11 protein-coding genes are annotated in these 12,620 nt (G+C 56.2%); 6 read left to right on the top strand and 5 right to left on the bottom strand.

The window, feature by feature from the left end; genetic code table 11:
* Nucleotides 1–70: 70 nt before the first annotated feature.
* Entirely contained in the window at nucleotides 71–934 is an 864-nt protein-coding gene (locus ACZ1HV_RS18235; RefSeq protein ID WP_298817112.1) for a peptidylprolyl isomerase, read from the bottom strand.
* 128 nt (nucleotides 935–1,062) lie between these two features.
* Nucleotides 1,063–1,203: a hypothetical protein gene (locus tag ACZ1HV_RS18230; protein WP_173005890.1), complete on the bottom strand. Its 141-nt coding sequence runs from the start codon at nucleotides 1,201–1,203 to the stop codon at nucleotides 1,063–1,065.
* Here ACZ1HV_RS18230 and secA point away from each other — a divergent pair, their 5' ends adjacent.
* The 6 genes from secA (at nucleotide 1,204) to ACZ1HV_RS18200 (ending at nucleotide 9,167) form a co-directional block, all read left to right on the top strand.
* Complete coding sequence (gene secA, locus ACZ1HV_RS18225) at nucleotides 1,204–3,975, top strand: preprotein translocase subunit SecA (RefSeq protein WP_298817115.1); 2,772 nt, start codon at nucleotides 1,204–1,206, stop codon at nucleotides 3,973–3,975.
* Between the two features lie 102 nt (nucleotides 3,976–4,077).
* A complete protein-coding gene (locus ACZ1HV_RS18220; protein ID WP_298817116.1) occupies nucleotides 4,078–5,112 on the top strand; it encodes a glycosyltransferase family 2 protein in 1,035 nt (344 codons plus the stop codon).
* A complete protein-coding gene (locus ACZ1HV_RS18215; protein WP_298817117.1) occupies nucleotides 5,102–5,533 on the top strand; it encodes a GtrA family protein in 432 nt (143 codons plus the stop codon). Before ACZ1HV_RS18220 ends, ACZ1HV_RS18215 begins: the two co-directional genes overlap by 11 nt.
* A 2-nt stretch (nucleotides 5,534–5,535) precedes the next feature.
* Nucleotides 5,536–7,059, top strand: coding sequence for a glycosyltransferase family 39 protein (locus tag ACZ1HV_RS18210; RefSeq protein ID WP_298817119.1), 1,524 nt, complete (start codon nucleotides 5,536–5,538; stop codon nucleotides 7,057–7,059).
* Between the two features lie 67 nt (nucleotides 7,060–7,126).
* Nucleotides 7,127–8,308, top strand: coding sequence for an adenylate/guanylate cyclase domain-containing protein (locus ACZ1HV_RS18205; protein ID WP_298817120.1), 1,182 nt, complete (start codon nucleotides 7,127–7,129; stop codon nucleotides 8,306–8,308).
* A 64-nt stretch (nucleotides 8,309–8,372) separates the two neighbouring features.
* Nucleotides 8,373–9,167: an alpha/beta fold hydrolase gene (locus tag ACZ1HV_RS18200; RefSeq protein ID WP_472715928.1), complete on the top strand. Its 795-nt coding sequence runs from the start codon at nucleotides 8,373–8,375 to the stop codon at nucleotides 9,165–9,167.
* A gap of 23 nt (nucleotides 9,168–9,190) precedes the next feature.
* Here ACZ1HV_RS18200 and ACZ1HV_RS18195 read toward each other — a convergent pair whose 3' ends face one another.
* The 3 genes from ACZ1HV_RS18195 to ACZ1HV_RS18185 all read right to left on the bottom strand — a co-directional run bounded on the left by ACZ1HV_RS18195 (nucleotide 9,191) and on the right by ACZ1HV_RS18185 (nucleotide 12,517).
* Nucleotides 9,191–10,195 carry an NAD(P)/FAD-dependent oxidoreductase gene (locus ACZ1HV_RS18195; RefSeq protein WP_472715927.1) on the bottom strand — a complete coding sequence of 335 codons (1,005 nt, stop codon included), beginning with the start codon at nucleotides 10,193–10,195 and terminating at the stop codon, nucleotides 9,191–9,193.
* Nucleotides 10,102–10,374 carry an FAD-dependent oxidoreductase gene (locus ACZ1HV_RS18190; RefSeq protein WP_472715926.1) on the bottom strand — a complete coding sequence of 91 codons (273 nt, stop codon included), beginning with the start codon at nucleotides 10,372–10,374 and terminating at the stop codon, nucleotides 10,102–10,104. The genes ACZ1HV_RS18195 and ACZ1HV_RS18190 overlap by 94 nt, the downstream gene beginning before the upstream one ends.
* Before the next feature lie 136 nt (nucleotides 10,375–10,510).
* Nucleotides 10,511–12,517 (bottom strand): methyl-accepting chemotaxis protein, encoded by a 2,007-nt coding sequence (locus ACZ1HV_RS18185; RefSeq protein ID WP_472715925.1) that lies wholly within the window; start codon nucleotides 12,515–12,517, stop codon nucleotides 10,511–10,513.
* Nucleotides 12,518–12,620: the final 103 nt, after the last annotated feature.

Genomic DNA, 12,620 nt, shown 5'->3' with positions numbered 1-12,620 from the left:
GTCATTCGCAACAAAAAACCCGGCGGCCCAAGGCCACCGGGTGATCTGCGTGCCAATCCGGCTCCGTGACTTATTCCGTAGCCGGCTTTTCTTCACCGGGTTTGGCAAGTTTTTCGTCCAGGACTTCAACGGTGGTCGCACCCTTGAGTTCTGACATTTTTGCTTCGTATCGATCGCGGAAGAGCTGTTGCCGCAATCCATTGGCGACCTCTTCAAAAGCAGGTTTTTCCTGCTTGCGCTTTCCTTCAAGCTTGATGACGTGCCAGCCGAACTGTGTTTCCACGGGCTCCTTTGTGTAGGAGCCCGTATCAAGCGCAAAAACAGCTTCGTCAAAAGGAGGCACCATCTGACCTCGACCGAAGAAACCGAGATCACCGCCATTCGGACCAGACGGACCGGTCGATTTTTCACGGGCCAACTCAGCGAAATCGGCTCCACCGTCCAGCTCTTTGATCAATTCCTCAGCTTCAGCCTTCTCCTTCACCAGAATGTGACGAGCATTGACCTCTTCTGCGCCTTCGAAATCGGCGAATTCCGCATCGTATGCAGCCTGCAGATCTTCGTCAGAAATCGCCTCACCAATTTTCTGCGACAAATACGCATTGCGCAGTGCCTGCAGCTCAAGGAATTCCATTTGCTTCTGGAAATCCGGATCCTGATCGAGACCGTCCTGCCGCGCAGCCTGCGCCAGCAGCTCCATGTCGACGACCGCATCAAGCAACAGCTGCCGCCATTGCGCAGGTGGAAAACGCTGCAGTTCCTGGCCTAAGTCTTTGGCAGCAAAAGCGAGATCCGCTTCCGTGATTTCCGCTTCACCAACCTTTGCGACCACATCGCCTGGCTCGGCTGCAGACAGCGAAACGGATCCGAGCGACAGAGCCATAAGGGAAACGGCAAGCGTCTGGACAGGCCTGCGCATCGAAATTCGGAACATATGAAGTCCTTTACGTATAGGAACGGTATTCGTTGTCCCTCTGTTTAAACGAGGGCGGGGCTACTTTGCGCATTCCAGCGACGTTGACAAGCTTAGAGCCCCCTCTTATCTGTCGAGCGTTCCGGCAGTCAGGCTGGATTGGCATCTTTTCGGCCGCGTTCACCGGCCAGCGCGTTGCGCTCGGCGGCAACGTGGACAGCAATTGAGACGATTTCATGGGCAGGCGCCAGATTGCCAATTGGCGCCGCCTTCAGAGGAAGGACCGCCACATGGCTGGCCTTGGCGCTTTAGCACGTAAGATATTCGGTTCGGCAAACGACCGGAAGATTAAGACATTTCGTTCAACGGTGGAGCAGATCAATGCGCTCGAACCGGAAGTGCAGGCCCTGTCGGACGAGGCGCTGCGCGCCCGAACGGACGAGTTCCGCGAGCAGTTGAAAAACGGCACAAGCGTGGAAGACCTCCTTGTCCCTGCTTTTGCAACTGTGCGCGAGGCAGCCCGCAGGGCGCTCGGCCAACGCCATTATGACGTCCAGTTGATCGGCGGCATGGTTCTCAATTCAGGCCAGATTGCAGAAATGCGCACCGGTGAGGGCAAGACGCTGGTTGCAACGGCCCCCGTTTACCTAAACGCTCTGACCGGAAAAGGCGTTCACGTTGTGACCGTGAACGACTACCTGGCACAGCGTGACAGCGAGTGGATGGGTCAGGTTTACAGGTTTCTCGGCCTGACGGTCGGCTGCATCACACACGGCCTTTCCGACGAAGAGCGCCGGGACGCTTACGCTGCAGATGTCACTTACGGAACGAACAACGAATTCGGATTCGACTATCTGCGCGACAACATGAAACACGACCGTGAGTCGATGGTTCAGCGCGATCATGCCTATGCCATTGTCGATGAAGTCGATTCCATCCTCATCGACGAGGCCCGGACGCCGCTTATTATTTCCGGTCCCCTGGAAGACCGGTCCGAGTTCTACAATACGGTTGACGCCTTCATTCCGCATCTGACGGAAGAGGACTACGAACTCGACGAGAAGCAGCGATCCGCCACCTTTACGGAAGCCGGTAACGAAAAGCTTGAGGGTTTGCTCGGCGAAGCGGAGCTTTTGAAGGGCGATTCGCTCTATGACGTGGAAAACGTTTCAATCGTCCACCATTTGCAACAGGCTCTAAAAGCTCACAAGTTGTTCCAGCGCGACAAGGACTACATCGTCCGGAACGACGAAGTGGTAATCATTGACGAGTTCACCGGACGCATGATGCCGGGCCGCCGTTTTTCCGAAGGCCTGCACCAGGCCCTCGAGGCCCGCGAGAAAGTGCGCATCCAACCGGAAAACCAGACACTCGCGTCAATCACCTTTCAGAACTATTTCCGCATGTACGGCAAACTCGCCGGCATGACCGGCACCGCGTCGACAGAAGCCGACGAATTTGCTGACATCTACAAGCTGGAAGTTGTCGAGATCCCGACCAATGTGGTCGTCAAACGTATTGACGACGACGACGAAGTCTATCGAACCGTCCAGGAGAAGTTCATCGCGATTGTCAAACTGATTGACGATTGCAAGGAACGCGGTCAACCGATCCTGGTGGGAACCACGTCCATCGAAAAGTCCGAGCTTCTCGCTGAGCTTTTGAAGAAACAGCATGGCTACAAGCAGATCGATCTGAGCGACCCGGCGGCATTTGCAGCCGCGCAGAAGAAAGACGACGGCAAATCCAAGGTCTTTGCGGTTCTCAATGCCCGTTACCATGAACAGGAAGCGTTCATCGTTGCACAGGCAGGTCTTCCCGGCGCGGTTACGATTGCGACCAACATGGCCGGTCGCGGTACCGACATTCAGCTGGGCGGCAATGCCGACATGCAGATAGCCATGGAGCTGGGCGACATGGAGGAAGGCGCGGAGCGCGAAGCGAAAGAAGCCCAGATCCGCGACGAAGTTGAAAGACTCAAGACCAAGGCACTGGAAGCCGGTGGTCTTTATGTGATTGGCACCGAGCGGCATGAAAGCCGCCGGATCGACAACCAACTGCGAGGCCGCTCCGGTCGTCAGGGTGACCCCGGGCATTCCAAGTTTTTCTTGTCGCTTCAAGACGATCTGATGCGCATCTTCGGTTCAGAGCGCATGGACACCATGCTGCAAAAGCTCGGCCTCGAAGAAGGCGAGGCAATCATCCACCCTTGGATCAACAAGGCATTGGAAAAGGCACAACAGAAAGTCGAGGCCCGTAACTTCGACATTCGTAAGAACCTTCTGAAATTCGACGATGTGATGAACGACCAGCGCAAGGTTGTTTTTGAACAGCGCATCGAATTGATGGACAGCGAAGCCATTCAGGACGCTGTCGCAGACATGCGGCATGACGTGATCGATGATCTGGTTGCAAGACACATTCCTGAAAAGGCCTACCCGGAACAGTGGGACACGGAAGGTCTTCAGGAAGAGGTGGGCAAGTACCTCAACCTCGATGTTCCGGTAAAGGACTGGGCGGACGAGGAAGGTATTGCCGACGAAGAGGTACGGGACCGGCTGCGCAAGTCCGCGGACGAAGCTATGGCCCAGAAGGTTGCCAAATACTCGCCGGATGTTATGCGTCAGGTCGAAAAAGCGATCCTGCTTCAGACACTCGACAACCTCTGGCGCGAACATCTGTCAAACCTCGACCATCTGCGCTCGGTCGTCGGCTTCCGCGGTTACGCGCAACGCGATCCTCTTCAGGAATACAAGACCGAAGCCTTCACGCTGTTTGAATCGATGCTGGCACAACTCCGTCAAATGACCACGGCACAGCTGTTGCGCGTCGAACTTGTAACGGAACAGCCGCCGCAAATGCCGGAAGAGCCCGAAATGCATGCCCATCACATCAACCCTCTGACCGGGGAAGACGAAATGGCGCTTGCAGGAGCAAGTGCGGCACCGCGCGGCGAACGCAATCCGGAAGATCCATCGACATGGGGTAAGGTTGGCCGCAACGAGGCCTGTCCGTGCGGCTCCGGCAAGAAATTCAAACACTGCCACGGCGCCCTAGTGTAACCGCACTGAAATTGTGCTGAAAAAGGCCAGCCCGCACTCTTGGGCTGGCCTTTTTCGTGAAACTCCGGCAGGTTGCGCCGAATTCAAACGGCCAGAACATCAATGGAAAACACTGCCGCAGCATCCGTCTACGTTTCCCGACGCGAAAACACTCGTCCAGATGCACCTGTTCTCAGCGTGCTCGTACCTGTTTTCAACGAGGAAGAGGTCATACTTCATTTCCTGGAGGCGACGAGGCTCGTACTTGAGCGCACCGGCCTGCAATATGAGTATGTCTTCATTGACGACGGCAGCCGTGACAAGACGGCAGACCTTCTCGCACAAGAGCTGAAAAAAGGCCTGCCCGGGCGCCTTTTGGGACTTTCCCGCAATTTCGGCAAGGAAGCAGCGCTTTCAGCAGGGCTGGAAGCTGCAAAAGGCGACATCGCCATCATCATTGATGCAGATCTTCAAGACCCGCCAGAGCTCATACTTCAAATGCTCGATGGCTGGCGCGCCGGCTATGATGTTGTCTACGGCCTGAGGGTGAACAGGTCGTCTGACACTCTGATGAAACGCTCCACCGCCGGAATGTTCTATAAACTTTTCAACCGGCTAGCGAATATCGATATGCCCGCGAATGCCGGTGATTTCCGTCTGATCGATCGCGCGGTTATCGACGCGTTACTGCAATTGCCGGAGCGAAACCGCTTTATGAAAGGCCTTTTTGCCTGGGTCGGGTTTCCGTCCATGGCCCTGCCTTATGAACGGCCACCCCGGAAAGCAGGCACTGGAAAATTCAACTATTGGAAGCTCTGGAATTTCGCCCTTGACGGATTGACAGGCTTTACCACCTTACCGCTGCGTATCTGGTTTTACGGTGGCATGGTCATTTCTCTGGCGGCCTTTGCCTATGCTTTCTATCTGACGTTTCGCGTGTTTTTGCACGGCATCGACGTGCCTGGTTACGCCTCGCTCATGGTGGCTCTGCTGTTCTTCTCAGGGGTTCAATTGCTTTCAATCGGCATGATCGGAGAATATATCGCGCGGCTGTTCAACGAAGCCAAACAGCGACCGGTTTTTGTTCTTCAGGACGTCATTGAAGGCGGCACGCCGCAAACGGGCCCGCAAGAGGACAAGACCTCCAATGACGCCTGATCGCAAACGGCGAGCCTTGAAGACCGAGACCACGGCCGCAGGAAAATTTGCAATTGTCGGCGTCCTTGCAACACTCACCCACGCAACTGTTGCCGGCGGACTGCTCGAAACCGGCCAACTCTCAGCCTTTCCGGCCAATATCTGCGGTTTTCTGACCGCATTCTTTGTCTCTTTCGGAGGGCATTATTTCTGGAGTTTTGCGCATTTGCGTCAACAAGGTACGGCAATGAAAAGCATGACCCGGTTCCTTGTCATTGCTCTGAGCGGTTTTGCCCTCAATTCAACCGTACTTGCACTGTGGCTTGGACTGACACCCTGGCCCGATCTCATCGGGTTGTTGTTGTCCATCGCAATCGTACCTGCCTTAACCTTCCTGGGGGCCCGTCTTTGGGCCTTTTCCCATCGAACCGCTGAAACCTGACCTTGTCCACGTTCCTCCGCAACATGTCCGCCACCCGCGCTGCCCTTCTTTATGGCGGCATTGTTTGCCTGCTCTACGCCCTTGTACCCAGCCTGTTTTTTCCCGGACCACCGCTGGATGTAGTGGAAGGGTTCGCCTGGGGCCGCGAACTTCAGCTTGGGTACACCAAACACCCGCCCATGCAAGCCTGGTTTCTTGAAGCGACCTACCGGTTGACGGGAGGATATACCGGGGGCTACTGGCTTAGCGCACTTTGCGCGGGGCTCGGATATGTCTTCGTCTGGCACATCGGCAAACGGCTCGGGTTCACCGATTGGCAGGCGTTCTGGGCTGTCGTTCTGACAAGCGTTACCTTCTACTTCACGCTCCCGATGCCTGAATTCAATCCGAATATTCTGCAGATCCCGGTCTGGGCCGGAATGATCTTGCTGTTTCATCGGGCTTTGCAAAAAGGGCATTTGCTTGACTGGATGCTTCTGGGCGCTCTGGCAGCCTTCGGTTTCTACGTAAAATACTTCGTGCTGCTGCTGGTCGGGACCGTCGGCCTCTATTCGCTTGTGTTCAAAGACGCCCGGCGCCACCTGCTAAGCCCTGGACCATGGCTGTGTGCCATCACCTGCCTGGTCCTGCTTGTCCCACATGGTCTTTGGCTTCTGGAAACGGACTTTCTGACGCTTCAATATGCTGCCAGCCGCAGCAATCCTGCGATGCTTTTCTGGGATCACATTTTCAATCCGCTCAATTTTTTGGGAGCCCAGATCGGAAATCATGCCGGGCTTTTCCTGGTTGTTCTTGCCGGTCTCGGAATGCAGGGCCTGACGCACTTTCGGTCCACGGTGAAGAGGGTTTCAGACGAGCGCGAAAGGAGAAACGATCGATTTCTGCTCTGGTTTGCCTTTGTCCCGCTTCTCGTGGTGCTACTGACATCAGCTGTGAGTGGAAACGAATTTGAGCACATGTGGGGTACACCGATGTTTGTGCTCTCCGGTGTGCTGGCCGTGCGGTATTTGGTGCTACCGGCAGCATGGCCACACCCGCAGAGAGCCCTTTGGTCAGCTGGTTTGATCCAGTTTGTCTTTCTGGCAATTCTCTTTGGCCAGGCAGTTCTGGAACCTCACTGGAAGACCAAACAATCCAGGATGCACTATCCGGCAAAAGATGTTGCGCTTGAACTTGCCTCGATATGGCAGGAAGAAACCGGACGCGATCTTGCCTATGTCGCCGGTGACATGTGGTCCGCGGCAAATGTCACTTTGTTCGCACCGGGGCGGCCGTCAATGTTCTATTTGCACGATCAGGTCCTGAGTCCATGGATCGATATTGACGATATCCAGAAGAAAGGACTGATGATCGTCTGGCGCGGCGAGCGTGACACGCCCTTGAACGAGATCCTGCACCACTACCCGAACGCCGTTAGACAAGGCCAAAGATCCTTTGCGTACCAGACATCCGGGCCAATGCCCGATGCACGTATCAACTGGATAATCATCCCGCCTGGAGCTGTTTCCGAGGCATTGCCAAAATAGTGTTGCGAGTATGCGTGCCCGTCTGGAAACCGGAAGAAAAGGTCACTAACCTGACGCCATGATAAGTATGGCTGAAATAGACGGCATCGAAGACTGGTTGATTGACCAGGCACTCGGGTCTCCGGACATGGCCTCCATGTTTGCCGAAATGTGCGAGCGATTGCGCCAGTGCAATGTTCCTATCGACAGGTCGATGCTGGTGTGGTCAGCGCTGCACCCGCTCATCGAGGCCGAGCTCGCATTCTGGGAAAACGGTGGCACGGTACAACACGAGCGGATCCAGCACTCCGCCGAGGAAACGGATGACTGGCTGACAAGCCCGATCCGAGCTGTTCTTCTGAGCGGTGAGCCAATGCTCCGGCGCCGGTTGACGAACCAGAACGCTCCGCTCGAGTTTCCGTTGCTCAAGACGCTTTCCGATGCGGGCTATACCGACTACATGGTGATGCCGACCCAGTTCAATATTCCCTCCATCCCGAGCGAATTTCCAACAACAGGCATCGTTGTCAGTTGGGCGACACGGCAGGACGGCGGCTTCTCCGACGATGCCTTGAAGGCGATTCAATATATCCAGAGACGGCTTGCGCTGGCAGCCCGGGCAACCCTGGAAGGACAGATCAGCCAAACCATTGCCGAGACCTATCTGGGCAAGATTGCCGGTGACAAGGTCCTGAGCGGACAAATCCGCCACGGCGACGGTGAAACGATCGACGCGGTTATCTATTACTCCGACATGCGTGAATCCACTGCCATTGCGGAAACCCTCGGGCCTGACGCTTATCTCGGCTGGCTGAACACTTATTTCGAGGCGACCGCGGGCGCAGTTCTCCAGCATGGCGGAGAGGTTCTTGACTTCATTGGCGATGCGGTCCTCGGGGCCTTTCCGATAGGCGATCAAAATCTGGAAGAATGCGTCAACCGCGCAATTGACGCTGCCGACGAGACCAGAAAACGTCTGCAGTCGATCAATCTGAGCGCTTCTCAGGATCGGCCGATGAAAACCGGGATCGCTCTTTCGGTCGGATCTGTCATGTTTGGCAATATCGGTGTCCCGCACCGGCTGACATTTTCAGTGATCGGTCAGACCGTTCACGCTGCCGCACGCGTGGAGAGCCTGACAAAACAGGTTGGCGTCGATGTTTTGATGACTCAAGACATTGCGCGCTTCGCCGAATCCAGGTCTCAGCCGGTCGGCGCTTTTGAGCTCAATGGCTTTTCCGCACATCAACCACTCTTCTCGTTGACCTGACACACTCCATGTAACAGACCCGGCCGCGTGTTGCGTTTCCCGGACAGACAAAGAAATTGATTTCATGACAGACATAAGTCCTGCTGCCCGGCCGCATTTACCGTTCCGCGAACAGGAAGCAACTTCTCCGGACGACGGTGCCCCGATCGTTCTCCTGCACGGGTTCGGTGGTGACCGCCTGGGCTGGCAGAATATTCAAGTGGCTCTCAGTTCCAAGAAACGTTCGATCGCCTTCGACCTGCCGGGACATGGCGAAGCCCTCGACTGGCCACGGATCGGCAATGCGGGCGTGGCTGCCAAGGCCGTGACACAGTCACTTGAGGCACTGGGCATTCCCGAGGTTCATATGGTCGGCCACTCCATGGGCGGTGCAGTCGCCGCCCTGGTGGCGCTGCGAAATCCCGAACTGGTTGCCAGCATGACATTGCTGGCACCGGGAGGCTTTGGCCCCGAAATCAATCACCGGCTGCTGCGCCGCTATGCGACCGCGACAGACGCTTCGGAAATGGAAGTCCTCCTCGAGCAGTTTTTCGGCTGGGAATTCAAACTGCCGAAGTTTCTCGCCTCAACAGCGGCTGAAAGCCGCGCACGACCTGGAGCGGTCGCGACGCTCGAGGCAATCGCAGACGAAATCATCGATGGCCGTGTGCAAAGAACGCTACCCAGAGACGATCTGGCAGCCTTAACAATGCCGATCAAGGTTCTTTGGGGCACCCAGGACCGGGTGCTTCCAACCCGGCAGGCTCACAAGCTGCCAGGCATCGTAGCGACCCACATATTCGAGCGTGTCGGTCATATGGTGCACCTGGAAATCCCCAAAGACGTGACCCGGCTTATCCTTCAAAACGCCGGAGCATGACGCTTGGCTGATCTCCGTGCATCTCAAGCGTCAGGTAGCAGGTCGTCACGCCATACGTCGCCGATCACGCGGCGTGCCATCATGTGCGAGCGCGGCGAGTTGATGCTGTCGACAGCAATGAGCTGCCCCTCCTTGAGATAGGCAACATAGAATTTGTTGCTTTCCGGAGATCCGGTAAGGACCGTATCGTCATAGCCGTCTGACAGTCCGGCAATCTGCAGCTTGATGTCATATTGATCGGACCAGAACCAGGGCAACGGGTCATAATCGACCTCGTGCCCAAGCAATGCCTGCGCCGCCGCCTTGGCCTGGTCGATTGCGTTTTGAACGCTTTCCATGCGCACGGAGCGTTGATACCGGTTGGAATAGAAACGTGTGCAGTCCCCCACAGCGAAAATATCAGGGTCGCTGGTCTGTCCTGTGCCATCCACCAGAATGCCGTTGTCAGTCTCCAATCCGGCCTGTCCGGCGAGCCCGTCATTCGGTTCGGCACCAACGGCCACGAGCACAAGCTCGGCAGGAACGACTTCACCGGTAGACAGCTTGAGCCCGGTCACAGCATCGTCCCCTTCCAGCGCTGCAACGCCGGTATTCAGCTTCAAATCAATGCCCCGAGCCCGATGCAGCGCTGTGAAATAATCCGAAACGGCTTGACTGACGACACGCTTCATCGGTCGGTCCTGCGCCTCGATGACGGAGACGCTCTTGCCGAGCGACTTGGCGACAGCAGCCACTTCAAGACCGATATAACCCGCGCCGATAATGGCTATGTGTTTGCTGGTGCTCATCCGATCGCGAATATCGTCGACATCCGTAATGGAACGAAGGGTTACGACCCCCTTCTTGTCCGCACCGTCCAGGGTCAATTTGCGAGCGTTGGTGCCGGTGGCAAGCACCAGCTTTCCGTATGGCAGTGTGTCACCATTCTCCAGGGTCAGCCGCTTACCGGTGCGGTCAATCGCGACGACTTTGGTGTTGGGAATGTGATCGATCTTATTGGTTTCAAAAATGCTGGAGGCCTGAGCCACAGCCCTTCTGCGCCAATTTCTCCGGCCAGAAATTTCTTTGAAAGCGGCGGACGCTGGTAAGGCGGATGCGGTTCGTCGCCTATCAGGCGCAAGGGTCCTTCAAACCCGCCCTGGCGCAGAGATTGTGCGACCTGGGCGCCGGCTTGTCCGGCACCAATGATGACGATTTGATCCTGCATTCCGCTCCACGCTCCTCAAGCTTGGTCGTTTGACCTTGCCTTGCCCTAGCATGAAGAACGCTTGCCCGCCAGACGGGCGAAACGCCGCGACGGAACGGTCGCGACGTTCAAAAGATATTTGTGAGCAAGATCAGCGTCAGGCGCTGCGGACACTTTGCAGAAATTCGGCAACTTCCTGACGGATCAGGTCACCCTGACGCCCCAGCGTCTCTGCAAGCTGCTCCACTTCCGCACCATTTGAGCGGGCAAGTTCGGCTGCGGAGCCGACCGCTTCCATGCGGTTGGCACCTTCGTCGGATCGATCTGAAGCGCTGGACACATTCTGGGAAATAATCTGGACGGCTTCATCCTGCTGCCCAACGGCTGCGGCAACGGCGGAAGCCAGGCCTTCCATGTCGGTTATGATCTTGTTCACGTCCTCAATCGCCCGCGCCGCCTGTCCGGACGAGCCCTGGATCGCCTCAATCTGGACCGCAATGTCTTCGGTTGCCTTGCTGGTCTGATCGGCAAGCTGTTTTACCTCGGCAGCCACAACCGCAAACCCCTTGCCGGCTTCCCCGGCCCTGGCCGCCTCGATGGTGGCATTGAGCGCCAAAAGGTTGGTCTGGTTTGCAATGTCACGGATCAACCCCATGACCTCGCCGATGTGATCCGCCGCACCGGAAAGTTCCCGCATTGTCGCAACCGTTGATGAGGCACTGTCCACGGCCAGTTGTGCCACCTCCGTGGATTTATTTGCTTGACCGGCAATTTCCGCAATTGATGCCGCAAGTTCCTCAGCCGAATGCGCCGCAGACGTTACATTCTCAGCAGCGGTGCGCACAGCAACTGCAGCTTCGTTCGACTGGTCGGCAACATCGTCTGCCGATTGCTCCATCGACAGCGATGTTTGTTTCAGCTCTCCATTTGCCCTGTCCAGGCTGTTGAGTGCGTCAGAGACAGTGCCTTCAAAACCGCCAATGAGAGCGTCAAGATGCGTGACGCGCTCTTCACGGCGTTGGTTGTCTACAGCTTGCGCGGAGGCAAGTTGCGCCCTCTCAACGGCGTTGTCCCGGAACACCGTTACTGTGCGGCTCATGGATGCAAGCTCTGTCTTGCCTGCCAGTTCGGGAAGGTCAAGCTCTGTCTGACCACCGGCAAGGGCTTCCATCGCCGTTTGAAGGCGCACCAATGGTTGCGAAATGGACTGACCGATCACCAGCGCGATGGCCGGCAACAGGATAAGAAGTGCCAGGATCGTACCGCCAATTCCGAATGTCGCAATTGAGCGGGCGGTTGTCAGCTGCGCAGCTGCTTCACGCTGAATGTCCATGGCAGCCTTGTTCAACGAGGCGATGTGCGGTGGCACGAGTTCAAAAAGGTTCTGAAGCAGATCTAGATGCCCGGCCATGTCGGTTTTTGCAGCCGTGTATTCGTCGAACGTGGCCTTGTATTTTACCATGTTGTCGGAGAGTTCTTTTTTGATCGCGTCGGAGATGTAGACCTTTTTGAGCAATTTCTCGAACGCTGCGAACTGAACGCCGAACGCTTCAACAGCCTCCGGAGTGTTGTCGAGCGTAAATGCGTTCTCAGCCAGCTGAACTGCGAGAATGGCACGCGCAAGCTTCTCAAAGTCAGGCCCACCACCAAACTTCATTTCTTCCGCGAGGCGGTCTTTGACGGCTCCAGTGGCTTCATTCAAGACGGCAAGATAACCCTGCGTGCTGTCGTAACCGATCTTTTGCTGGACTGCGTCCAGCATTTCGAACGCGCCCATCGTGCCTTCAAGCGTGTCCTTTACGTCCGCAACCTGGGCCGCATAAGGGGCGGCCGTCGGATTTGTCGAAACTTTGGCAATGATCTGCTTGGCTCTACCCAATTCGTCGTTGAAAGCCTGAAACTTTTCGGCAGACGGAAGACCGATGTAACGCTCTTCGATGACACGCAACGCTGTCCCGGATTCAGATAGCTCCGCGACTTCCTCTGCGAGCAGTGAGCTGTCGCTCATCCGCGAGAAGGCCGTATCGAGTTCGCTTTGGTTCCAGAAAAAAACGGCCCCGATCGCCAACAAACCGACAATTGTGAAAAGGCTCAACGCCATGATGCGAACCTTGACCGACAGACGGGACAAGATCTGAATTGGTGATTGCGAACCGAGGGTCACCGGTATATTTCCTTTGAATGTCACGCGATGAGCAAATGGTTGGCCATAAAAGCTGATTTACTATTAACGTGATGGTTACCATGACTGCCCTCCGCTTCGTTTC

Source organism: Roseibium sp. JB4-4, assembly GCF_055693425.1.
The sequence above is the reverse complement of the archived record's forward strand: the minus strand, read 5'-3'. Positions and strand labels throughout refer to the sequence as shown.

What these genes read in the sequence shown, in the direction of transcription:
- ACZ1HV_RS18215 (WP_298817117.1), top strand. Translation starts at nt 5,102, where the DNA reads ATGACGCCTGATCGCAAACGGCGAGCCTTGAAGACCGAGACCACGGCC.
- ACZ1HV_RS18190 (WP_472715926.1), bottom strand. Translation starts at nt 10,374, where the DNA reads ATGCAGGATCAAATCGTCATCATTGGTGCCGGACAAGCCGGCGCCCAG.
- secA (WP_298817115.1), top strand. Translation starts at nt 1,204, where the DNA reads ATGGCTGGCCTTGGCGCTTTAGCACGTAAGATATTCGGTTCGGCAAAC.
- ACZ1HV_RS18235 (WP_298817112.1), bottom strand. Translation starts at nt 934, where the DNA reads ATGTTCCGAATTTCGATGCGCAGGCCTGTCCAGACGCTTGCCGTTTCC.
- ACZ1HV_RS18200 (WP_472715928.1), top strand. Translation starts at nt 8,373, where the DNA reads ATGACAGACATAAGTCCTGCTGCCCGGCCGCATTTACCGTTCCGCGAA.
- ACZ1HV_RS18205 (WP_298817120.1), top strand. Translation starts at nt 7,127, where the DNA reads ATGGCTGAAATAGACGGCATCGAAGACTGGTTGATTGACCAGGCACTC.
- ACZ1HV_RS18220 (WP_298817116.1), top strand. Translation starts at nt 4,078, where the DNA reads ATGGAAAACACTGCCGCAGCATCCGTCTACGTTTCCCGACGCGAAAAC.